Annotated in this window: 19 protein-coding genes; 11 read left to right on the top strand and 8 right to left on the bottom strand. The window is 44.0% G+C overall.

Annotation, left to right across the window (positions count from 1 at the left end):
• Nucleotides 1-310: 310 nt before the first annotated feature.
• The gene (locus SWOO_RS03575) at nt 311-1351 is read right to left on the bottom strand and encodes an alpha/beta hydrolase (protein WP_229377290.1); all 1041 of its coding nucleotides are present in this window, start codon (nt 1349-1351) and stop codon (nt 311-313) included.
• A 180-nt stretch (nt 1352-1531) separates the two neighbouring features.
• Here SWOO_RS03575 and SWOO_RS25785 point away from each other — a divergent pair, with 180 nt between their 5' ends.
• The 3 genes from SWOO_RS25785 (at nt 1532) to SWOO_RS03565 (ending at nt 3600) form a co-directional block, all read left to right on the top strand.
• Nucleotides 1532-2020: a GFA family protein gene (locus SWOO_RS25785; RefSeq protein WP_012323339.1), complete on the top strand. Its 489-nt coding sequence runs from the start codon at nt 1532-1534 to the stop codon at nt 2018-2020.
• A 110-nt stretch (nt 2021-2130) separates the two neighbouring features.
• Nucleotides 2131-3045: an alpha/beta hydrolase gene (locus tag SWOO_RS03570; RefSeq protein WP_012323338.1), complete on the top strand. Its 915-nt coding sequence runs from the start codon at nt 2131-2133 to the stop codon at nt 3043-3045.
• 111 nt (nt 3046-3156) lie between these two features.
• The gene (locus tag SWOO_RS03565) at nt 3157-3600 is read left to right on the top strand and encodes a hypothetical protein (protein WP_012323337.1); all 444 of its coding nucleotides are present in this window, start codon (nt 3157-3159) and stop codon (nt 3598-3600) included.
• A gap of 63 nt (nt 3601-3663) precedes the next feature.
• Here SWOO_RS03565 and SWOO_RS03560 read toward each other — a convergent pair whose 3' ends face one another.
• Entirely contained in the window at nt 3664-4941 is a 1278-nt protein-coding gene (locus tag SWOO_RS03560) for a hypothetical protein (protein WP_012323336.1), read from the bottom strand.
• Between the two features lie 368 nt (nt 4942-5309).
• Between SWOO_RS03560 and SWOO_RS03555 the strand changes: the two genes are divergently transcribed.
• From SWOO_RS03555 to SWOO_RS03545, 3 genes are all read left to right on the top strand, one after another.
• The gene (locus SWOO_RS03555; protein ID WP_012323335.1) at nt 5310-6479 is read left to right on the top strand and encodes a GGDEF domain-containing protein; all 1170 of its coding nucleotides are present in this window, start codon (nt 5310-5312) and stop codon (nt 6477-6479) included.
• Nucleotides 6480-6708: 229 nt separating this feature from the next.
• Nucleotides 6709-8619 (top strand): CBS domain-containing protein, encoded by a 1911-nt coding sequence (locus SWOO_RS03550; protein ID WP_012323334.1) that lies wholly within the window; start codon nt 6709-6711, stop codon nt 8617-8619.
• Nucleotides 8606-9514: a M14 family metallopeptidase gene (locus SWOO_RS03545; protein WP_012323333.1), complete on the top strand. Its 909-nt coding sequence runs from the start codon at nt 8606-8608 to the stop codon at nt 9512-9514. Before SWOO_RS03550 ends, SWOO_RS03545 begins: the two co-directional genes overlap by 14 nt.
• 110 nt (nt 9515-9624) lie before the next feature.
• Here the strand turns inward: SWOO_RS03545 and dbpA are convergent, their stop codons facing one another.
• The 3 genes from dbpA to norR all read right to left on the bottom strand — a co-directional run bounded on the left by dbpA (nt 9625) and on the right by norR (nt 13780).
• Complete coding sequence (gene dbpA, locus SWOO_RS03540) at nt 9625-11001, bottom strand: ATP-dependent RNA helicase DbpA (protein WP_041417937.1); 1377 nt, start codon at nt 10999-11001, stop codon at nt 9625-9627.
• A 281-nt stretch (nt 11002-11282) separates the two neighbouring features.
• Entirely contained in the window at nt 11283-11966 is a 684-nt protein-coding gene (locus tag SWOO_RS03535; RefSeq protein WP_012323331.1) for a DUF3313 domain-containing protein, read from the bottom strand.
• A gap of 227 nt (nt 11967-12193) precedes the next feature.
• Complete coding sequence (gene norR / locus SWOO_RS03530) at nt 12194-13780, bottom strand: nitric oxide reductase transcriptional regulator NorR (RefSeq protein ID WP_012323330.1); 1587 nt, start codon at nt 13778-13780, stop codon at nt 12194-12196.
• 598 nt (nt 13781-14378) lie between these two features.
• Between norR and SWOO_RS03525 the strand changes: the two genes are divergently transcribed.
• The 4 genes from SWOO_RS03525 (at nt 14379) to SWOO_RS03510 (ending at nt 18332) form a co-directional block, all read left to right on the top strand.
• Nucleotides 14379-15674, top strand: coding sequence for an NnrS family protein (locus SWOO_RS03525; protein WP_012323329.1), 1296 nt, complete (start codon nt 14379-14381; stop codon nt 15672-15674).
• A 72-nt stretch (nt 15675-15746) separates the two neighbouring features.
• On the top strand, nt 15747-16949 hold the full coding sequence (gene hmpA, locus SWOO_RS03520; RefSeq protein WP_012323328.1) for an NO-inducible flavohemoprotein: 1203 nt from the start codon (nt 15747-15749) through the stop codon (nt 16947-16949).
• 133 nt (nt 16950-17082) lie between these two features.
• Nucleotides 17083-17406, top strand: a complete 324-nt coding sequence (locus SWOO_RS03515; protein WP_041417935.1) for a hypothetical protein — start codon at nt 17083-17085, stop codon at nt 17404-17406.
• Nucleotides 17407-17612: 206 nt separating this feature from the next.
• Entirely contained in the window at nt 17613-18332 is a 720-nt protein-coding gene (locus SWOO_RS03510; protein ID WP_012323326.1) for a helix-turn-helix domain-containing protein, read from the top strand.
• Between the two features lie 2 nt (nt 18333-18334).
• Here the strand turns inward: SWOO_RS03510 and SWOO_RS03505 are convergent, their stop codons facing one another.
• From SWOO_RS03505 to SWOO_RS03495, 3 genes are all read right to left on the bottom strand, one after another.
• Nucleotides 18335-18748 carry a hypothetical protein gene (locus tag SWOO_RS03505; RefSeq protein WP_012323325.1) on the bottom strand — a complete coding sequence of 138 codons (414 nt, stop codon included), beginning with the start codon at nt 18746-18748 and terminating at the stop codon, nt 18335-18337.
• Between the two features lie 205 nt (nt 18749-18953).
• Entirely contained in the window at nt 18954-19487 is a 534-nt protein-coding gene (locus SWOO_RS03500; protein WP_012323324.1) for a tellurite resistance TerB family protein, read from the bottom strand.
• Between the two features lie 1002 nt (nt 19488-20489).
• Complete coding sequence (locus tag SWOO_RS03495; RefSeq protein WP_012323322.1) at nt 20490-20690, bottom strand: YheV family putative zinc ribbon protein; 201 nt, start codon at nt 20688-20690, stop codon at nt 20490-20492.
• Between the two features lie 189 nt (nt 20691-20879).
• On the opposite strand from SWOO_RS03495, the gene SWOO_RS03490 reads away from it, so the two are divergent.
• The gene (locus SWOO_RS03490) at nt 20880-22790 is read left to right on the top strand and encodes an ABC transporter ATP-binding protein (RefSeq protein WP_041417934.1); all 1911 of its coding nucleotides are present in this window, start codon (nt 20880-20882) and stop codon (nt 22788-22790) included.
• The last annotated feature ends 50 nt before the right edge of the window (nt 22791-22840 follow it).

The raw sequence follows: 22840 nt of genomic DNA, 5'->3' as shown, positions 1-22840 counted from the left end.
CTTTTTAATAGAGCCAAAATGGCAAATTAATTACAAGACTTAGAGATGAGGTCCAGACTCACTCTAAACTTATTGCTGCTTTATTATGGAGATATCGTCAACAAACAAAAGTTGTGATTCGCATAATCCCCCTTTGGAAAAAACATCGCGCGAAAAAATAATCCCGATTTGAATTTGAGTCAAGAATAAATATTCATCTTATGGCAAGTTTTTAAACAAGATAACCCCATAGCGCTTTATCATCTAGATAAAACAGGCAAACAGTTAGCCCACTTGCCTGTATCTTAGGTTATGCCATCAAGAGGTTAACCTATCTTTTGAGTGTCGTTCGATAGAAGCTATCTAACTTATCAACCGCTTGATTGACATATTTATGCTTATCATAAAGATCAAAGTGCTGCGCACCTTTCACCTTAAATAACTCAGCTTCTCCACCCGCCTTCTTTGAACGCTCAACCGCCACTTCGCTAAATTGTGCCGACAGAGCTTCAGTACCAACAATCGCTAAAAAAGGCTTCCCTCGCATTAACTCCATATGCTCGGTTGGATTAAAGAAGTAACGAGTATCCAGAGACATGGCTGCCCGCATCGGACTATAAGTCGCCACCGCCCCTCCTCGCTCAGGGTTGAGATAATAATCGGCAGCGCGATCCCAAAATATCCCTAAACGCTCACTTTTAGGGGGGATACCATCGACGTACATCACCTCTCCTGTTTCAAAGTAACGCTGGCGAGCCTCACTGGCCCACTGGATCTGCGTCTGAAACTGCTCAATCTTATCTCCGCTTAAGCCGTTCTGATATTGCGTTGCACCACTTAGACCGTAATCAATAAAATCAACGAAACCGCTCACGGTAGCCACAGAATCGATACGACCATCCATCTGAGCCGTTTGCAAGCTATAGCCCGCACCAGAACATAACCCCAGCTCGCCGATACGCTCGATATCAACACCAGCAACAGTGCGAATAAAGCTGATGGCATTTTTAATATCCTCTACCTTCATCGGAGCGTTCTCCATCCCCCTTGGCATCCCGCCACTTTCACCGTAACTTCTATGGTCGAAAGCCAGCGTCACATAGCCTTTATCGGCGAGCTTTTTTGCATATATGCCTGCAGTCTGCTCTTTCACGCCACTGGCAGGAGTGATCACCACGATCGCAGGGAAGCTACCATTAGCGCTGTAGTTATCAGGTAGATATAGGTTCCCCGAAATACGAACATTTTCACTTAAAAAATTAACTGCATTTTTACCTGTATTAAACGACTCTTCAGCAGAAACTGAAAACGGCGTGCTCATCACTGAAGCGAGAACGGTAGCAAGAATCGATATCTTTGTTTTATTCATCATTTATCCTTTTTAGGGGTCCCAACATTTGACTACAAATAACCCCAACATATTCAACACATTTAATCGAAACAGATCATAATGGACTCTCATTTGTTGATATATGGCTCCAAGACCAACAAATTGTTGACATATGAGAACAAATAGCACCTCCTATCGAAAACAGAGGAAGATAAAAGCGCAATGACAGGGATAGTTGGAGCTGCTAGGTTAGTGTTAATTCAAGTCATTACCGAAAAGAACGGAATAGGGATTATGGAGCAGGACAGTGAGGTAATAATAGAGGGCGGCTGCCTCTGCAGAAGCCTCAGATACAGCATAACAGCCATGCCCTTCGATGCCGATCATTGCCATTGTAGCCTCTGCCAGAAAAGTACTGGCGCAGTAGTGGCAAGCTGGATGGATTTTCGAATAGAACAGGTAAATTGGTTATCCAGCAGTACACCAAAAGAGTACGCCTCATCGGAGACAACCAGACGTGGATTCTGCCCTAACTGTGGGACAAGTATCAGCTTTCGCGATATTGGGCATCCCCAATATTACACCTTAAGTATTGCATCACTGGACGACCCAAATCTCGTTGCTCCTCAATACCATATACATACAAGCAACCAGTTAAGGTGGCTGAATATTAAAGACAATGCGCCAAGATATACAAGCTCTCGCAGTTAACCCCGTTAGCTTTATGAGCAATCCCTTTATTCTCTCAGCATTAGTCCGTATGATTTTAAAGGAGATAAATTTTAAGCTTAACAGTACTTTCCCCAGTACAAGGACTAAAAATGAAATGGATATCAGCTAAACAGTACCTGCTTGCCATTGCTTTCAGTGTCAGTTCTCTCTCTACAGTAGGCTGTAGCAGTACAGTTAAAGAGACCTCCAGTTCCACTGACATAAACAGCTTAGTACCCCTGAATTTTTTACCAGCTCTGGCAGGTGACTATTTCAAACTAGAATCTGAATCCGTAGGCCGTCCATTTCATATCTATGTTCGACTTCCCGAGGGCTATGATGAGAATAAGAGTAAACAATATCCAGTAGTCTACCTATTGGATGGAGATTCTCTATTTCCCATCCTAGCGACCAACCACCTATTCCTTCAATACGACGATAAACTACCGGAAGCTATCATAGTCGGTATCGCCTACGGCTCATTTGATCCCAGCATCAATAAAAGAGGTTATGACTTTAGCGCTCCCGCTGTAGATGCTAAACCTAACCAAGGTGGTGCCCCCAAGTTTCAGCAATTTCTAGAAACTGAACTAATACCTGATATCGAAAGCCGCTATCAGACCGATCCCAATAAGCGAGTGCTCTTTGGTCAAAGTCGAGGGGGTTATATGGTTTTATATAGCGCTTTCACTAAGCCTGATCTTTTTTGGGGACATATCGCCAGCAACCCTTCGATAAAACCTGGGCGCGAGCGTTTCTTCTCGACACCCAATTCAGCAAACAGGGATGATTTATCCCTTATCCTCACCTCAGGCTCACATGATCGTGGCTACTCCAGAGACAATGCTATGGATTGGTCTAAAGAGTGGCAAAATCGTAACGATGCGCCTTGGGATGTTAAGGTATTCACTATCGATGGTGGGACCCATGCGGCCAACAGTACAGATAGTTATCGGTTGGGAATTAATTGGTTGTTTCACAAAGAGGATACAGCCAGAGATTCAGCCGCGATTGAATCAAATTAAAACCAGAACTGAATTAGTTTTACTCTTCATCAAATAGATCTTCGAAATAGTTCTTCGAGTTAGAGGGTCTTATCAATTCAATATAGATACTCAAAAAGCGGGAGAACAGAGATGACTCGACAATTGACTATGACATTCGCCTTTCTATTCACAAGCCTCTGTATGCTGTTCAGCAGTGGGGTGGCCAATGCCGATGACACTAAAAAGATCATCACAGAAAGCAGTGCACAGGTAAAAGACGCTCAAGCGACAAACGGCCAAGTAAAGCTAATCGCTGGTCAGGAAAGAGCATGGCAAGCATCACAAGCACAGTGGCTGAGCTTAGATGCTTTTTGGCAATACTGGGCAGATAGCCGCGGCGGTATCACCTGGGGAAGTAGTAGAGACTACCCGCCTTATGATCAAGTAAAAGAACAAGATACACTGCTAATCCAGCTAGATAGCGGAACTTGTATGATGGAGTTCTGGCACTCTCGCTGGCGACGTGCAAATGATGTTAGACGCTGGGACGATGCCTTTAACCACTACTCAGCTTGCCCCTACGTATTTGATTAAACAGTAACTCCCGTCTCATATTGCCCATGAAAAAGCCGAAGCTAAATTCGGTTTTTTCCCTAGTTATTTTACCTTGCTGCAATCGAGTTTCTCCTGCCCTGAGTCGATACTGTAAACATAGGCTTGCTGATAATCGGCACCATTATATTGTTGAGCAAAGTGCACAGATTGGTAGCTGCATAGACCATCTTCTCTTTGCATCACGATCACACCTGCAATATAACGCCCTGTCTGGATCCCTGTTAGTTTATTGCGCAAAATCGTCCAATCATTACCTCGAATGTAAGCATTGAGTATCGACTCATTCCAGGACTCTTTATCAGCCCTCTGCTTTGCAGCATTTAATACCTGCTGTTGAAGTTTTTCATCTTTAAGTCCCTGCATGGGTAACTCATTACTTGCCGTTCGCTCAGCATCTTGCTGACGATAGTGCTCATCCACGGCATTTTTAGCCAACTGAGCATAGCTTGCTAATTGACTATCAATTTCCTGCTGCATATTTTTATCTGAGCTGATCGTTCGTACATAGATAGGATCTTGGGCAAATAGGTTAAAATGGCTGTTTTTCCCCCACAAAGCTTTACCTAACTTAGCCTTGGCATACAGGAACACACCTTTCGATTCCTCTATAATAAAGCGACCCATATGACCCATCTCATACACAGGTTTACCAATCGCTAAACTTAATTCAGGCTCATAGATAAAGCGATCAGAGGTACAAGAGCGACATTTGTCACCTTCAAGTAAAACGGCCTTCTCCGCCTCAACGGTTAACGCAAACTGATCATAGCTAGTGCCATTTATCTGATATCTTGCGGCGCTGTAATAATGTCCACTCCCCCCTGTCACGGCAACTTTCTCAACACCTTCGCCCGTTATCATCCGCTTCGACTCTGAGATAACAAATGTTTTCGCGGCGGCAAGCTCTATCCCTGGGGTTCCCCGTTTGCGGTACACATTGATGTAGGCGATTTTTTGCCAAACTTTTTTACCCAATAAACCATCGGCCATCACTGAAACTAAGGTGTTGTCATCATAGCTAATCAGGTAAACCCCCATACTATTAAAAAATACAGCACGTTGAAGCTCACTAGATTCCTGCTTCATCAAAGAGTAGATAGCTGGTGGGCATCGTTCACAGCCCGCTGTCGCAATAACGGTTTTTCCCTGATGCTCACCTAACTGTATTAACAACTCCTGAGTCTGACCAGCTGCGCTGCGTTCTGGCTTAGCTAGATCATAAACTCCATTCACCTGCTCCGCTGACAAACTACCCGCATAAGCATTAAGGTCGTAAGTCAGCATCCAGATTAAGCTCATCACGGTCACTAACACTCTCATAATTTCCCCTTGAATTAACCAATTCAGCCTAACTCAACATAGACCTTGGCGATCAGAACTACAAATCTCATCAAAATGTAAACTCATCTATTTTTCACCAAGATGATCGAGAAAGCCCATAAACAGTGGGCTGGGTTTGGATAACAGATCTAATGCTCGATGATTATGAGGGGATATTCATAAATGAAATAATCTAAATCTTCTATGAAACCTCCATTTCTCAGTTATTTAGGTATATAGTCTTAATAAATAAAGAGGTTATCTTTCTGATCACCCAGACTTTTCAATCATCGCTTGTCCTAAAAGACCTATAATTAAATATTGCGGCTAACAGTATTACGTATCTAAAAATTGGCGATATAAGTACAATGAAAAAAAAGCTATTTTTATTACTATCTTCACCTGTTAATGAGTTCGAAAATCGTGTCTATACGGCGCGAATCGCCATTTATTTTAGCCAAAGTATTAAAAACTCACCACTACTGCTCATGGCTTCATTGATACTGTCGAGTTATCAAACTTACCTAGACTCATCATTGATTTTATTAGCAATTTGGCAAAGTGTTTTTGCAATTACTATTGTTGCCATCTACTTAATAGATAAAGAAGGCAATACACTCGTCTCCGAAAATGCAGACTACCCAGCACTTAAAAAAAAGCTCACTCAACGCTTTTATTTCGGTCTATTTATTGGACTATTATTCTCCCTTAGCCCCTTCACACTCTTAAACGATGTACCGCTGGATCATGTACAGCTTTACTATATATTTTTAATCTGCTTATTCGCGATTATTTTAATAAGTAACATTAGCTTTCCCGAGTACTATATCGCTTACGGCATACTGATCCTGCCCTCGATCCTGCTTCATGCACTCACTCGCTTCGATGATCATAGTCAGGGAGTCATCGCTTTCTCATCTTTTTTCTTACTGTTCGGGGTTTTATTGATGAGCCGTAAATCAATCGAGATGTCTAAAAGTGCACTCAATGAAGTGGTCTACAGCATCACCTTAAAAGATCAAATGCTTGAGATGATAGAGATGCAAGAAGTGATAGAGCACCAAGCACACCATGATGAGTTAACCGGATTAGCAAATCGACGTAAATTTGAGGAGGAAGCGGTAAAAATAGAGAACAGAGCCAAAAACTTTGGTGGCATATTTGGCCTCATCTATGTAGATCTAGACAAATTCAAACCTATCAATGATACCTACGGCCATCAATATGGGGATTGGGTACTTCAAGAGATAGCAAAACGGATCACTAGCTGCACAAGGGAAACAGACCTTGTCTGTCGTATGGGAGGCGATGAGTTTTGCGTGCTAATCAAAAACGTCACAGATAAAGCTGAGCTAGAGCATCTGTCTGAGCTATTAAAAAATCGAATCAAGATGCCCTTTGCCATAGACGGTATCGATTTCAAATTGGGTGCTAGCATGGGCGCTGCTATCTACCCAGCCGATGGCAAGAATGTAGACTCATTAGTATCCAGTGCAGACCATAAGATGTATGCAGAGAAAAAAGCTGCACAAAGCTAACAGAGTTTAAAGATATCCATTCAACTTTTTAGATTACCCACACAGCCACCACCCCCACCACAAGATTATTTAACTAACAATCGAACACTAATGGGTACTAACAACTCAAGACAAACTGAGATACAGGTACTAGCTCTTTAGTGCTGTTGAAGTTCAGCCAAATCTACTGTAGCTTGATAAATGTTCGTATATAAGTAAGTAGTAATAAATCGAGTAGAGGTACTGGCTTATGGGGCAACAACAAGTTAATCAACAAAGCTCACCAGATAAAATTCGTATGTTTATGAAGTCGCTAATCAAAGACGTACATGCTTTAGAAGAGATGCTTAAAAAGGAGATGTTTGAAAAGGATATTAGCCGAATAGGCGCTGAACAGGAGTTTTTTTTAGTCGATGAGCATATGGATCCTGCGCCGTTAGCAATGACATTATTAGAGAGCATGAACGACCCCTGTTTTACCAATGAACTCGCTTTATTTAACCTCGAAGCAAACTTAGATCCCCACGAATTTACCAAAGACGCCATCTCAAAAACGGAACAACAGTTACAAGAGTTATATAAGAAGCTACTTAAGCATATTGCCGCTGAAAACGGAGAAGTGATCACGACCGGAATTTTACCCACCATACGCTACCGTGATTTAACTTTAGATAACCTTACTCCTCAGCCAAGGTACTTCGCCCTAAATGATACTTTAGGTCAGCAACGTGGCGAAGATTGTAAGCTGTATATCCGAGGTCAGGATGAGTTATCATTTAGCCATGACAATGTATTAATAGAGGCATGCAATACTAGCTTTCAAGTTCATTTTCAGGTATCGCAGCAAGACTTTGCTCACTACTACAATATCTCCCAAGCAATAACAGCTCCTCTATTAGCTATTGCCGCTAATAGCCCACTATTATTGGGAAAGCGTTTATGGCACGAAACACGTATAGCGCTTTTTCAACAGGCGATAGACACTCGTCAATCTAACTTAAACCTACGAGAATCAGAACCTAGAGTTTGGTTTGGTAGTCAGTGGGTAAAATCATCAGTTTTAGAGCTATTCCAAGAGGACATATCCAAGTTTAAAGTCTTAATATCTAACGATATCGAAACTGATTCGATGGCACAGCTAAAACAAGGTCAAGTTCCCAAGCTAGATGCTTTGTGTATGCACAATGGCACGGTTTATCGCTGGAATAGACCTTGCTACGGTGTACAGAACAATGTTCCACATTTGCGCATCGAAAACAGAGTACTACCTTCCGGCCCAACTATTGTTGATGCGATTGCTAATATGGCATTCTTTTTAGGCTTAATGAATGGCTATGGCTCTAGGCTTGATGATGTCACAAAAATAATGGACTTTAGCGCAGCCAAGAAGAATTTCGACAATGTATCTATGCGCTCTTTAAATACCGACATTGTCTGGTTTAATGGAGAGGTGATCCCATGTGCCGAACTGATTGAGCGTGAATTAATCCCCGTAGCTCGTGAAGGATTAGCTCTAGCCAATATAGATCAAACCGATATTGATAAGTATATAGGTATTATTGAGCAGCGAGTCGCTAAGCGCACGAATGGCAGCATATGGATGCTACGTAACTTCGAAAAGATCCATGAAAACGGCTATAACCATAAAATAAGCAGTAAGTTACTAGTGCAAGTCATGCATAACCGACAAGCCACAGGTAAACCATTACACCTATGGGATGATGTCACACAAGATGAGATGTCAGCACTAAAAGAGACTTATAAATCTGTAGAGCAGGTCATGTCGACTAATATTTTCTCAGTGAGAGGAGACGACCTCATCGACTTAGCCGCTAAAATCATGCATTGGAATAACGTCAGGCACCTACCCGTCGAGTCTGACTCAGGTGAACTGATAGGAGTCCTATCTTACCGACAGATTCTAGATATCTATGGTCGATACGCCAGCTCCGGTGACGTTCATTTAGTCCCAGTTAAAGAGGTGATGAACGCAAAACCTATCACCATCACTCCCCGTGGTTCAATAGGCGAAGCTATTAAGTTAATGCGTGAGAATCTTATTAGTGCCCTGCCAGTTGTTGATAATGGCCATTTAATGGGCATGATGACTGAAGCTGAACTATTTAAAGAGTACAGTAGTTTATTAGATGGCTTACATTAATACTGTGAAAAAATTACCTTATATATATCAAGATATAACAGCAAAAAACGCCAATTCATTACTCGTGGTCACAGCCGCTGTTCACGGTAATGAACTGGTTGGCCTTAAGGCGATAGATGCTTTAAGTAACATAGCATCCAAAATACCTTTAAAGGGGAGAATCGTCGTCATTCATGGGAACCCAGAAGCCACAGTTCAAGAAGTGCGTTATGTTGACCAAGACTTTAATCGCGCTTTTACGGCGACAAATCTTATCTCTGAGCCTACAAATCACGAGTTAGTCTCAGCACAACATCTAAGCCAACTAATGCTAAATTTGCTCGATGAGCAAGCTTCAAATGTCGCTAAGCATCTACTCGATATTCACTCAATGTCATCAACTGGCACTCCGTTTATGTCCTTTGTTGCAGACAAACCACCACAACTAATTATTGAACAAACTCCCATACCTGTAATTGAGGGGATAATTGATAGTTTAGAGGGGTGTTTAGCTAAATGGTTTGCACCCTATTTTAATAGCAGCCATATCGTTGAATGTGGTCAGCACCAAGAGCAATCTACTTTTGATTTTGGATTTCATACCTTAATCTATCATCTATATCTATTTGATATGCTAGAAGATTGCAAACAAGTACAGCAAGCATTCGACTATCTATCCTGCCACACACATCCCTACTCATACTTAAAAACCAACATCTGTTATCGTCAGGCGGTCAACAAAGATCAGATATTTGAGATGCAACCGGGATTTGTTAATCTTCAGCAAGTTAACGCGGGCCAGTTATTGGCTAAAATATCGGGCAAAAAAGTTCTAGCGCCCTTTGATGGCCGAGTAATTTTGCCCTGTTATCAAAGGCAATGCGAAGAGGGCTATTTTATAAGCCAAGATAGGTAACGATAATACCAATCAGTCTAAATACTAAAAAAGGAGTGAACTAAGTTCACTCCTTTTATCGTTTAGATAAGTCGATTATCCGCATCCACTAGCGAGAGTTAGAGACTAGCTTAACGCATCTCCCAAGCACGGTAGCTGCGGCCTTTAAGTTTGCCATTGGTGATCTTGTGTAGTGCACGTTTGGCGACTTTACGGTCGACTGCAACATATGAGCGGAAGTCGGTGATCTTGATTTTGCCAACTTCAGAGCCTTGGATGCCATCTTCGCCGGTTAACCCACCTAAGATATCGCCAGGGCGCAGCTTGTTCTTCTTGCCACCATCAATCTGCAAAGTCACCATTTTAGGTTGAGTTGGGAAGGTATCGAGTAGGTTTTCAGGCGGTAGCACCTCACTAGTGATCTCGCGGTCCAGATACTCCTCTAACAGCTTAACCTTATAATCATCTTCGTAATTATAGAAAGTATAAGCGGCACCTTTACTACCAGCGCGGCCAGTACGACCAATACGGTGAATATGAACTTCAGTATCATAGGCAAACTCATAGTTCACCACCATATCCAACGCTTCAATATCCAAACCTCGAGCAGCAACATCGGTCGCTACCATGATAGAGGCACTCTTGTTAGCAAACTGCATCAAGGTGATATCTCTATCTCTCTGCTCCAGATCTCCATGCAGAGCCACAACGCTAAAACCGTCATTGGCTAAAGTTGCTGCTACATCTTTGGTTTCACGCTTTGTATTACAGAAAACAACCGCGCTCTCAGGCCGGTGTTGCAGCAACAATAGGCGTAGCGCCTTTTGGCGATCTTTGTTACTTTCCAACTCATAGAAGTGCTGGTCTATGGTATTACTGTCGTGAGTCGAAGTGACTTTTACCATTACAGGCTCATACATGATCTCTTCGGCGATCTTCTGGATCTGTTTAGGGAAAGTCGCACTGAACAGCAGCGTCTGACGCTCACGTGGCATCTGAGCCATGATGTAATCAAGATCTGGCAGGAAGCCCATCTCTAGCATGCGATCCGCTTCATCAAGCACTAAGGTATTCACATCTTCAAGACTTAAACGCTCACGTGACAGGTGATCGATAATACGACCTGGTGTTCCTACAATAATGTGAGCGCCATGCTCGAGAGAACCGATTTGTGGCCCCATAGGCACGCCACCACACAGGGTCAACACCTTGATATTGTGGATACCACGAGCCAAGGTACGGATCTCTTTTGCGACTTGATCAGCCAACTCACGGGTAGGGCACAGCACCAAAGACTGAATACGAAAACGCTTCACGTTTAGCTTGTGCAGCAGACCTAAACCGAAGGCGGCTGTTTTACCTGAGCCCGTCTTGCCTTGGCCGATAACATCTTCACCATTTAAAATTGCGGGTAAACTCTGGGCCTGGATCGGCGTCATCGAGTCATAACCCATGGTCTTTAGGTTATCGAGTAGTTCAGGTTTTAGCGTTAATGTCGAAAACGACATCTTACTGTCTGCATTTGGGGTAACTTGGCTCAAGGTCTATTCCTATTTTTATCACGACGAACATCGCCATGAAAGCGACACACCAAAAAACAGTATGACGCTGAAATCAATCGAATTTATCAAGCCGAGTACTATGTTGTGAAATGGACAGTATGGGGGCCCGATAATAATGGGCGTGATTATAGCAAGGATTGAATTGAGTTGCTTGCATTAGGATAGCGAGTCATAAAAGAGTAGTAGGCTCTGTGTCATCTAGCTTGCCCTAGTGCTAGCAAAGAGTATTACTCCGCAACCTGCCCTCGCAGAGTTAGACCTATCCGCTCAACCCACCAGTCCACAGCATCCTTGGCATCATCGGTGGAGTCTATCATGGTGCTAAGATCTTTACTGCCAGCCCTTCTATCGATAACAGCCACAATGGGCGCCCCAGAAGCCGCGTCACTTATCATCATCTCTATGGTCGCGCTGCCCACATTGGTGTGCTCACCGGTAACCACTTTTGCGATAGTTGAGATCCCAAGTCCAACAGGCAGTAAACTACTGGTCACCGCTAAAATAGGGTTTGGGGTTTCGATGTTGGTTAGTGCAACACTGATCCTTAACGTCTTCTCTTTAGGCTCATCAACTAGCTTAAAACGAGACGAAGCTTTACGTTTTATCTTCTCAACTAGATACTCAGACACGCCGATAATCTCCGCCTCAGACAAGTTGTCATAGCGAGTTTTATCATCCAGTACCAACCACACTTGGTCCACCATCACACTATCGTACTGCTTAAGTATCTCATTCAAATCATGGATACTTCTGATCCCTGGCTTAGACCAGATAAGATCGCTTCCACCATCAGGTCCAGGCCTAAAGTCATCGAAGCTGTTAAACATCTGCGATTGCCGGTAATCATGAATGGCACCGCAGCCCGTTAACATAAGCAGCATAAGACTCACGGCAATTCGACAAAATTTCATAACTATCCAACCTTTATTTTAAGTACAGATAGTTTAACCCTAAAAAGCACAGCTGTATAGTAAAGTGCTTAACCACCTTAACTCTCTGTGATGACGGGCACTGCCTCAGCGAGTTTACCAGCGTCTAGACGCTTAAATCACAACCCATAAATAATTATTAAGGAGACAGTAGAAGCCGAAGAAATAGCCGCTAACACATACCAGATATAGTGCGCATTCCCTCGCACCTAACTGTCGGTAATGATGCTCTTGGCAACACGGATCCCAAGACGCTTAGCCAAACGATTTAAGTTAGCTCTGTCTGTCTCCAAACGCTTAGCTGTAGCCGACCAGTTTCCCGACTCCTCGGCTAACACTTGGGTGATCACCCGGCGCTGGAATGCTTCGGTCGCTAATTTGAGATTAGCTTCAACTTCTTCACTGACCCTAGGGCCTGAATCTCCTTTCAGCACGCTAGCTGACTGCAGGCTTGATGTGGCAACTAGATGTTCCATATGCTCTAGCCCGATACGTACTATCACTGAGTTTACGCTGCCTTTGGCGCGCAGAGCTGCACGGGCAATCACATGCTCAAGCTCCCTGACATTACCGGGCCAATCATATCGATTTAACGCATCGATAGCCGAAGAGGTAAGGGTAAGTTGCTGCATTCCCAGCTTACGGCGAGTCAACTCAATAAAGTAACCACTAAGTAAGGTCACATCTCCCTCTCGGGCTCTAAGAGGGGGAACCGAAATAGGATATACACTCAGCCTATGGTAAAGGTCGGCTCTAAAACGCCCCTCCTCTACCTCCACCTTTAACTTGCGATTGGTTGCCGCAAGAATACGCACGTTCACCCGTTCAATATCATCCTTACCAACAACCTGGATCTCTTGATTCTGCAGCACACGCAGCAATTTACTCTGCACAGGGAGTGATAACTCGCCGATCTCATCGAGAAAAATAGTGCCGCCATCAGCAAGACTAAATTTGCCTATCCGGTTTCGATCTGCCCCAGTAAACGCCCCTTTTACATGGCCAAACAGCTCACTCTCAATCAAGCTTTCAGGTAAAGCAGCACAGTTAACGTATACAAGTGGTCCTTCGACTCGCTTAGATTGACGGTGCAGAGTCCTGGCCACCAGTTCTTTACCCACCCCTGTCTCCCCCTCAATCAAAATGGAGAAGTCTGAGATAGCCACCATGTCAATCTCACGCTTAAGCTTAAGCATCACCAAACTATCGCCAATCAACTCACCACCATCTTTAACTAAGGCCTCATGGGTAAGCTCGGCAACCACCTGCTGATTATGCAGTGAGTGATGCTCCAACTCCTGCAGTAAAATGGCGGTTTTTAGCGTTGCGGCCGACATGGCGGAGATGATATCTAGACTCCTTTTGGGAATATCATCAAAAGCGTTAGGGCTCATGCTGTCCAAAGTGAGAACACCAATTAAGTTATCATCTGACATCAATGGCAGACCCATGCAGGCGTGAACTGGCAGGTCCCCCTCATGGGCGAGCAGCATTCCATCATAGGGATCGGGAAGTGGACTGCTAGCAGCAAAACGTATGGGAGTCGATGACTCACAGATCGCCTCAAATCTAGGGTGAGCGGCTATCTCAAAACGACGTCCCAAGGCATCTTGAGTCAAGCCTTGTTGAGCTAAAGGTTTAAGAAAGCCAGACTCAACATCCAGTAAGACAACCGCATCACACTCTACCGCATGCCTAACGGTACTCAGCAGACGCTCAAATCTATCTTTAGTGGTTAAACTATTTGCCAGATCCAGCGCTAACTCGATTAAAGCTTGTGGAGAGAGTTCACCCACTGTCTACCTCACTGTTTATCTACTTGAAGCCATTAATAAGCACGTTAACATGAACTAACTAAAAACACATCAATAGAGTCAATATGACTACAACTACCATGTAGTCATATTGACTCACAACAGGCTTAGTGAAACATAAAACAATTCAAAATCAACACCTTGAATTTCTGGCATGGTAATCGCTATGTCATAGAGTAGAAAATGTATAAGTGAATGAGTAAGCGTAAATAGGTGAGGAGTTTATGATGAGTACAGCACACACAAGGATTCAACCAAGCTTAACACCCAGTTGGACAACCTATGAAGGCAGTCGCTCACATAAAAGGAATAAGCGAAATTTCTCACGAGTTTTGCTCAGTGGTAACGGCGCTATGTTCATTGCAATGTTGGCATAATAACCTGCATTATTATCGGCTATACCCACGATGAGTATTTCTCTTTATGGACTCAAGTCGCAAGCCATATTGCACTTATTCTTTTTGCGACAGCAGTAAAGATAGGTTATGTGATGCGCTGTATCGGCCTACATGGCTTAGGCGCCACTCAGCTGTAAACTTGTAACTTAATCATTAATTTTTCATTAGCATAAGAGCAGTAGATGAGCAAAACTCTCCACAGCATCAATGAGCCCGCTAAACAGCAGGTCAGTAAAGCAAGACTCAATCAACAACTACACTCGACAGGCGAGCTATCGGGCGCAGAGAAAACTCACTTGCCCCCTAAATTATTGAGTATTACTCAACAGCCCCTATGGGATCTGGCATTTCGCCCTTGGTTTCTAGCAGGTACCTTAAGCTCAGTATTGAGCGTTGGAATATGGATCCTATTCCTCCATGGCTATCTTCCCACTTTAGCAAACTCTGGCCTGACTCCAGTGGCTTGGCATATTCATGAGATGCTATTTGGATTCGGGGCTAATATAGCGGTGGCTTTCCTACTGACCGCGGCACAAACCTGGACCAATAAACGCAGTATCAATGGTGGCGCCCTGCTAACCCTCACCTTAATCTGGTTGATGGTCCGCGTACTTCTATGGAGCGAGGATTCAAGAATTCAGGTGCTTGCCTTAGTGCTTCAAGCTGGATGGTGGTTAGCCTGTATCGGTTTTCTCGCCTCTATGGTTATCCGCGCTAAAAGTAAACGAAACTACCAATTTATTCCTCTTCTTAGCGTGATGATGCTACTGAATTTAAGCTTCTTAATCGCTGACTTTAGTGGCCATACTGAACTTGCGCTCCATCTAGCCCGCACTGCTATCCTAACCTTCGGCCTGCTGGTCGGTATAGTCGGTGGGCGTGTTATCCCCTTTTTCACCGGACGCGGCGCCGACAATGCTCAAGTAAAAGCCACGCCAATACTCGACAAACTCTTGCCAGTGGTCACGATTATCGGCATAGGTATCTTCTTCACAGGCCACTTTATTGCACTGCCTTTTACCCCCGCTGTTGCCTTAATCAGTGCAGGCATAATTCACCTACTTAGACTCTGGCATTGGGATCCTCTTTCAACACGCAAAGTCCCGCTTCTTTGGTCACTACAATTGGCATATCTGGCCCTTGGATTAGGTCTCGTCGCCTTAGGGATAAGCTATCACATCGACTTAGTTCGATTTGCCGATGCGCTACACCTAATCACAGTCGGTACCATAGGCGGTATGATCTTAGCCATGATCGCTCGCGTCTCTCTGGGTCACACTGGTCGACCACTTAAACCTCACCCTTCACTGAATATCGCGTTTGCACTCATGTTTATCGGTACGCTAGTGAGGTTTATTCTGCCACTATTGCAGATGCCAATTATGGCTTGGGACATCAGCGCTATCTGCTGGATAACCGCTTTCTCCATTTTCATCTGGCACTACACTCGCATTCTAATGAGTGCAAGAGCCAGCTAAGCATTAATTTTCTACCTCAATCGAACGATATTTTTCGTCATAAAACACACCCTATATCAGAAGGATATTTAGATGTTATCTGAAAAACATATCAGCATAGTTAAGAGCACCATTCCCCTATTAGAGTCTGCTGGTACCGCCATTACTGAACATTTTTATCAAAGAATGTTTAGTCACAATCCGGAACTTAAAGATATTTTCAATATGAGCCATCAAAAAACCGGTGGCCAACCTGCAGCACTGTTTAATGCCGTTGCCGCTTATGCTAAAAATATCGACAACTTAGGGGCACTTTCAGGTGCAGTAGAGCGCATCGCCCATAAGCACACAAGTTTTAATATCCAACCTGACCACTACCCGATTGTCGGACACCATCTACTAGAAACGCTACGGGAGCTTGCACCCGATGCCTTTACCCCTGATGTTGAGGAGGCATGGGGCGCAGCCTATGGACTATTGGCGGGGATTTTTATCAAGCGAGAGGATGAGCTATACCAAAAGAGTGCAACTCAAGCAGGTGGTTGGCTTGGTGCAAGACAGTTCCGTGTTACTCAAAAACGTGAAGAGTCGAGCCTAGTCACTAGTTTTGTTTTCACCCCTGTCGATCAACAGCCCGTAATTGGTTATGAGCCTGGCCAATACTTAGGGATTAAAGTCGCACCTACCAATCATGAATTTCAGGAGATACGTCAATACTCACTGTCAGATAAGCCAAACGCCAGCAGCTATCGAATTTCGGTAAAACGTGAGGCAATAGGGATCCCAGGTGTTGTCTCTAATCATCTACATGACCACCTTAATCTTGATGATATTGTTGATATTTATCCACCTGCGGGAGACTTTCACTATATCGAACGTGAAGCACCTGTGGTACTCATCTCAGCGGGAGTTGGCGTCACTCCTATGCAATCCATGCTGGAGATGTTAGCCGACAAAGCGTTTGATAAACCCGTCTTTTATCTGCATGCCTGCGAAAGTGTTGAGCAGCACTCATTCAATCAGCGAGTCAATCTGCTAAGCGAGAAGATAAACCTTCAGCACCATACCTGGTACCGTGATATAGGCAGCCTAAATAAAGATCAGATGAGTGCCAATGTTCAGCAAGGTTTTATGAATCTAGCCCTTTTAAAATCACAGCTACCTTTGACTGATGGTGATTTTTACCTATGCGGTCCCGTTGCCTTTATGCAATTTGCCAAGCAGCAACTGCTTGAATTAAATGTCAGTGAAGAGCACATCCACTATGAGGTATTTGGCCCCCACGCTGAGCTGTAACAAACAAGGCACTGAGAGGGCAACTCATTTTCATCTAATGCAGTGGCCCTCAACTAGCTCTTAGCAAACAATTCGGTTACCCTTTGGCAAAATTGCACTAAAGCTAAATATGAACCCAAAAGAGCTAACCGCTATGACAGAGACATCAAGCAAACCCAATATCAGTAAACAAGCGCTGATCGACACCCTTAACGCATGGGGAGCTTCAAGCATCACAGCTGAGCAGCTTCAAGATTGGATGGTGACTCACTACGATCCAGATGAAACCGATATTGGTCTCGGAGAGCCTGAGTGGACAGTGGAAGCGATGAATATCGTAATGAACGAATATGAGATAGCTAAGCTGGCAAAATTTCGCTTAGAGAACTTCCAGCTAGCCATCGACTTTATCAAAGCCGATGAATCTCGTTTTAATCAGACTCGCCACCTTTTTCTACGTGAAGGCTTTAGCGATTAATCCAGTCTAACCCTCAATCATTTAGTCCTGAGTCATCTAGACCTGAATATTTCAGGTCTTCTCTCCTATCTCCCCTTCTCTCTCTTTTAAAACCCAATATTCCCCATTATTCGTCAATATTCCACTTCATATTTATGCAGGAATACCTAAGAATATATACCCTGCCGGCAGCAAATTCGAATGAAGAAACATACAAGGAATAGAGCATGACCATAGGAAAACAGATAAAGCACTTTAGAGCTGAAAGAAACTTCAGCCAACCTGAGCTTGCCGAGCTTGCGGGTATTGAGCAATCCTACCTATCTAAACTGGAGAATGATAAATCCATCCCCTCCAACGAGATATTTCGTAACTTGCTCTCCGCCCTATCAGTCAACACTCAAGAGTTTATCGACGCGATTGATATCAATGAGAATAAGCAACAGCTCAATCAGATCCCAGATATCGAGCAGCTACTGTCACAAAAAGACAAGATGAAGTTTCAAAATATTCGCCGCTACCTCTATATCTCCAGCGCCTTAATCATCTTAGGATTAACGCTCTTTTATACAGGAAGCAGTAAACAACTTTTTAATGAAACTCGCTATCAATCTGAGTCCTCAGGAGTCGCGTTAGCCGATGAGCCCGATGATATCTTCTCCTCTTGGAGAAATCGTATGGATACTAACGGTGAAGATGGTAGACAGTTAATGAGGGCCAAACGGCTAGAGATGGCCAATAGAGAAGATACTCACTACCTAGTATTCAGGGAATACAAAGGACAGGGTTTTATGATGGATGTGACGGGAGGGAAACGCCATTACAGGCTAGATAAAGAGGAACAGATCCCCCGTCAAATCAACGCTTGGCTACAGATATTCGGTGTACTATTGCTCTGCAGTGGCATAATGGGGTTTGTGCTAGAGAGACGATTAAGTCGACGTTAAGGTTAACTCTTGCATCTATGTCGTGATGGAGTACAACTTCCCTCAGGCCAATCATCACGCCCCCAACAATATTGATCATTGTTAAGTGACTTTAAATGCCAAACAACCGGTTTATTGTCATTATCTAAACGAGTTTCATCGTCAAGTACCACACGAATTGAATCAGGTGATTGGCTCAAGATTCTATATTTAAGTATATTTCGACCATCATTTTCAGAAATATACCCCTTATCCACATATTTCAAAATAAGAGTGGAAGAATCAAACTCAACAGTATGATAGTTAGAACTGCACATTTCAGAGTTTATTTCGTCCCAAACACCTGACAACTTCGATACTAACAATGGGTCGATGTTGGAAGTAGAGGTACAACCTGAAAGTAATAATGCAGATACGATGAATGCTCTATGTTTCATGAATAATCCTTTTCAAAAACTGAGATCTATAGACCTACTAAATACTTATTAATTCTTAACACAACAATATCAAATTTACTAAGTAAGCAGCAAACTAGTGTCGTTGTTTGTTCAGCGAAAGAAATTAAAGGTCGGAGGACGACATAAAAACATATCCGCCACACCTTTTAATGCACGATAACTCGGGGATCCTTAGCCTACTCGGCTAATTTGACCATTTCTCTGAAGTAAATTTGGGAGATGCACTTTTTATGCTTGAAATTAACTTTTTCTGTATTTCAGAACCACTACTTTCAACTTTAGATACCTCATCTAAAAGATAAAACAATGACTGAACTTGCTCGCTGGTAAACTTATCATAACTTCGTTCAATCACTTTCTGAGGATTCCCAATCACATCGTCTGTTTGGCCAAATAAGTGCGCGCTGGAACTTAATAATGCAACGGCATCATGATGGTTTAAGTGGAATTCTGACTTAAATAACTCAAGTATCTTCTCTTTTTGCTCTCTACTTATTTCGCCGTCAACCTTGGCTACAGAGAACATATACAAGGCAACTACATCCATCGGTGAATCTAGCTTAAATGCGGGGTTTAAATCATGCTCAAGTCTATAGCGTCTGCGTCGGTTCCAGCTAAAGGGGTTTAACCAGCCCACATCTAATCCATTCTCTTGAAGTCGATTTAACAATATAAGAATTGTTACAATCACTCCTAATAACGCTAATATAATGTGCATACGAATCCCTATAGACTTTAAAACCAGCTACCCTGCAAAAAATGTTATTTTTGATTATTATCTGAGTACCACACAGCAACAGTACCTAAAATTTAACATCTGTTCAATTTTTCCACCTTGCAGTACAGCTAAATAAACCACTAGTGAGAGTCGGGAGAGAGTAAAAAAATGGGAAAGAGCAATAAGTAGGTGGTTGAAAAACTGGATCCCGGAACAGGTCCAGGATGACGGCAATGATAAATGCTCAACTTGGCTTTTACTGTCAGCGAAGCGTTCCTGTATCCTGAGACTATTCCGTGAGCAGCGCGTTCCGTACTCAAATGAGTCGCCCGCAGCGACATTCATCTCAGCTCTTTCTAGCAGCGATCTCGCAGTGAGCTTGCGAACGTCCTAGAAGCGAAGCGCCCTCGAAGGGCGAAGCCCGATCTTCTCTACTTTAAACACCAAGATAAAAGCTATTCACCACTGAGAACACGGAGATCACGAAGAAGATCAAAAGACATCATTTTTGCCTCCATCTTTTCCTCCGTGAACTCTGTGAAGCGCAGCGCTCAGTGGTGAGAATATTCTTGTTTTTACAAGAAAGAATGGATCCCGGAACAGGTCGGGGATGACGGCAATGATAAATGCTCAACTTGGCTTTTACTGTCAGCGAAGCGTTCCTGTATCCTGAGACTATTCCGTGAGCAGCGCGTTCCGTACTCAAATGAGTCGCCCGCAGCGACATTCATCTCAGCTCTTTCTAGCAGCGATCTCGCAGTGAGCTTGCGAACGTCCTAGCAGCGAAGCGCCCTCGAAGGGCGAAGCCCGATCTTCTCTACTTTAAACACCAAGATAAAAGCTATTCACCACTGAGAACACGGAGATCACGAAGAAGATCAACGGCATCTACTTCTTGAACTTATCGCAGCGCAGCGACCTCGCAGTGAGCTTGCGAACGTCCTAGAAGTGAAGCGACCTCGAAGGGCGTAGCCCGACCTTCTCAGCTCTTCTAAACCAAACCTAAGGTTTAAACACGCCAATCACATTACCAGTGGCTTTATTCGCAACCTGTTCATCGGCTTGCTGTTCGGTGTAATCACACTCTGTACATTCAACCGTTTCAACCCCGTTGAGTTTATACAACATGATACTGTCCATGGCCTTACATTTAGGGCATTTGGCTCCGGCAACGAAACGTTTTTTTATTTTAGTGTCAGCCACGTCTTTCAACCTTATATTCACACACCTCTACATTGGAGCTCTATTTTGCCATAAACAAAATCAGTTAGCCCGACACTTGCCGCTTTTTACCCTGTTTATCTCCCTCTTTTACCGTGAGTGATTGGTATGAACATCACTTGTGAGATATCATCTGCGGCAATTGTTTTCAGAGACACCAAATCCTACTCCATGATATCCATCACTCAAGCGCAGCTGGTTCGCGGCACAAAAACCCTCTTAGATGAGACCTCTCTTACCATATACCCAGGCCACAAGGTCGGGTTAGTTGGCGCTAATGGCACAGGTAAATCATCTCTGCTTGCCCTCATTATGGGACATATCAGTCTAGATAAAGGCGAGATAGGCCTGCCTAGTGGTTGGCAGATCGCCACCGTGGCTCAGGAGACCCCAGCCCTTGAAGTCTCGGCGCTAGAGTATGTGATAGATGGTGATGTTGAGTATCGCGAGCTTGAGGCCCAACTGGCAAAAGCCCAGAGCGATGATAACGGTAATGCGATAGCCCTACTTCACGGAAAAATAGATGCCATTGGTGGATATGCTATCCACTCTCGCGCCGCCAGCTTATTGGCAGGCCTTGGCTTTAGTGAAGCTGAGCAGAGTAATCCGGTTAAAAGCTTCTCCGGTGGCTGGCGTATGCGCCTCAACTTGGCACAAGCACTGCTGTGTCGCTCCGACCTTCTGCTACTCGATGAGCCAACCAACCACTTAGACTTAGATACCATGTACTGGCTAGAGGGTTGGATAAAGGCGTACCAAGGTACTCTGATTCTCATCAGTCACGACCGGGATTTTATCGATGGAATTGTCTCTGAAATTGTTCATGTTGAGAACACTAAGCTGAACTACTACAAGGGTAACTACACAGCTTTTGAGCGGATCCGCGCCGAGCGTATGGCCCAGCAACAAGTTGCCTTTGAGCGTCAACAAAAGGAGCGTGCTCATATGCAATCCTTTGTCGACCGCTTCCGCTACAAGGCAAGTAAAGCTAAACAGGCCCAAAGCCGCCTAAAAGCCTTGGAGCGTATGACTGAACTTCTGCCATCTCAGGCCGACAGCCCATTCCATATGGCCTTTAGAGAGCCTGATGCACTACCCAACCCATTAGTCACCATGGAACAGGTCTCCGTCGGTTATGGTGATAAAGAGATCCTCAAAAGTGTTCACCTAAATCTGGTTCCCGGTGCCCGTATCGGCCTACTAGGGCGTAACGGTGCAGGTAAATCAACCCTGATTAAACTGCTTTCAGAAGAGCTCTCACCGATGAAGGGCAAGTATGAGACAAATCCGGGGTTAAATATCGGCTACTTTGCCCAACATCAGTTAGAGAGCTTACGCTTAGATGATTCACCGCTTCAGCACCTCACGCGGCTCGCTCCGATCCATAGGGAGCAGGAGTTAAGAAACTTCCTCGGTGGTTACGGTTTTAACGGTGATATGGTTCTATCTCCTGTGCGCCCCTTCTCCGGTGGTGAAAAAGCGCGTTTAGTCTTGGCGCTACTCGTATGGCAACGACCTAACCTACTGCTTCTCGATGAACCAACCAACCACTTAGATCTCGAGATGCGTCATGCTCTGACTATGGCCCTGCAATCATTTGAAGGCGCAATGATCATTGTTTCCCACGATAGGCACCTGCTCAGACTAAGTTGTAGCGATTACTATCTTGTCGACGGTGGTCAAGTGTGCAGTTTTGATGGCGATCTCGATGATTACCATCAATGGCTACTCGATGCTGCAAAAGCAGCGGCTAAGGTTGAGGTCAACCTAGACGCTAAACCTGCTCAAGATAAAAAACTGCAGAAACGTCTCGAGGCCGAGTTAAGACAAAAGCTATCGCCCATGCGCAAAATTCAGCTAAAACTTGAAAAAGATCAGGAAAAAGCCAACAGCCGCCTAGCTGAAATAGAGGAGATGCTGGGAGATATGGCCTTGTATGAAGCTGAAAACAAGGATAAATTAACTCAAGTATTGAATGAACGAACTAAACTCACTCAAGCGGTTGAAGAGAGTGAAATGGAATGGTTAGACGTTCAGGAGTCGATTGAAGAGATAGAACTAGAGGTTCGATCTGCGATTTAACTACCGAGTATCCCTTTTTTATCGCCTCTGTGAGACCACTTTCCAAGCGC

It is taken from the genome of Shewanella woodyi ATCC 51908 (assembly GCF_000019525.1).
Lineage (GTDB): Bacteria > Pseudomonadota > Gammaproteobacteria > Enterobacterales > Shewanellaceae > Shewanella > Shewanella woodyi.
This window is presented reverse-complemented; position numbering and strand designations above follow the sequence as displayed.

What these genes read in the sequence shown, in the direction of transcription:
- hmpA (WP_012323328.1), top strand. Translation starts at nt 15,747, where the DNA reads ATGTTATCTGAAAAACATATCAGCATAGTTAAGAGCACCATTCCCCTA.
- dbpA (WP_041417937.1), bottom strand. Translation starts at nt 11,001, where the DNA reads ATGTCGTTTTCGACATTAACGCTAAAACCTGAACTACTCGATAACCTA.
- SWOO_RS03545 (WP_012323333.1), top strand. Translation starts at nt 8,606, where the DNA reads ATGGCTTACATTAATACTGTGAAAAAATTACCTTATATATATCAAGAT.
- SWOO_RS03560 (WP_012323336.1), bottom strand. Translation starts at nt 4,941, where the DNA reads ATGAGAGTGTTAGTGACCGTGATGAGCTTAATCTGGATGCTGACTTAC.
- SWOO_RS03500 (WP_012323324.1), bottom strand. Translation starts at nt 19,487, where the DNA reads ATGCACATTATATTAGCGTTATTAGGAGTGATTGTAACAATTCTTATA.
- SWOO_RS03550 (WP_012323334.1), top strand. Translation starts at nt 6,709, where the DNA reads ATGGGGCAACAACAAGTTAATCAACAAAGCTCACCAGATAAAATTCGT.
- SWOO_RS03525 (WP_012323329.1), top strand. Translation starts at nt 14,379, where the DNA reads ATGAGCAAAACTCTCCACAGCATCAATGAGCCCGCTAAACAGCAGGTC.
- SWOO_RS03535 (WP_012323331.1), bottom strand. Translation starts at nt 11,966, where the DNA reads ATGAAATTTTGTCGAATTGCCGTGAGTCTTATGCTGCTTATGTTAACG.
- SWOO_RS03510 (WP_012323326.1), top strand. Translation starts at nt 17,613, where the DNA reads ATGACCATAGGAAAACAGATAAAGCACTTTAGAGCTGAAAGAAACTTC.
- SWOO_RS03570 (WP_012323338.1), top strand. Translation starts at nt 2,131, where the DNA reads ATGAAATGGATATCAGCTAAACAGTACCTGCTTGCCATTGCTTTCAGT.
- SWOO_RS25785 (WP_012323339.1), top strand. Translation starts at nt 1,532, where the DNA reads ATGACAGGGATAGTTGGAGCTGCTAGGTTAGTGTTAATTCAAGTCATT.
- SWOO_RS03515 (WP_041417935.1), top strand. Translation starts at nt 17,083, where the DNA reads ATGACAGAGACATCAAGCAAACCCAATATCAGTAAACAAGCGCTGATC.
- SWOO_RS03565 (WP_012323337.1), top strand. Translation starts at nt 3,157, where the DNA reads ATGACTCGACAATTGACTATGACATTCGCCTTTCTATTCACAAGCCTC.
- SWOO_RS03490 (WP_041417934.1), top strand. Translation starts at nt 20,880, where the DNA reads ATGATATCCATCACTCAAGCGCAGCTGGTTCGCGGCACAAAAACCCTC.
- SWOO_RS03575 (WP_229377290.1), bottom strand. Translation starts at nt 1,351, where the DNA reads ATGATGAATAAAACAAAGATATCGATTCTTGCTACCGTTCTCGCTTCA.
- SWOO_RS03505 (WP_012323325.1), bottom strand. Translation starts at nt 18,748, where the DNA reads ATGAAACATAGAGCATTCATCGTATCTGCATTATTACTTTCAGGTTGT.
- SWOO_RS03555 (WP_012323335.1), top strand. Translation starts at nt 5,310, where the DNA reads ATGAAAAAAAAGCTATTTTTATTACTATCTTCACCTGTTAATGAGTTC.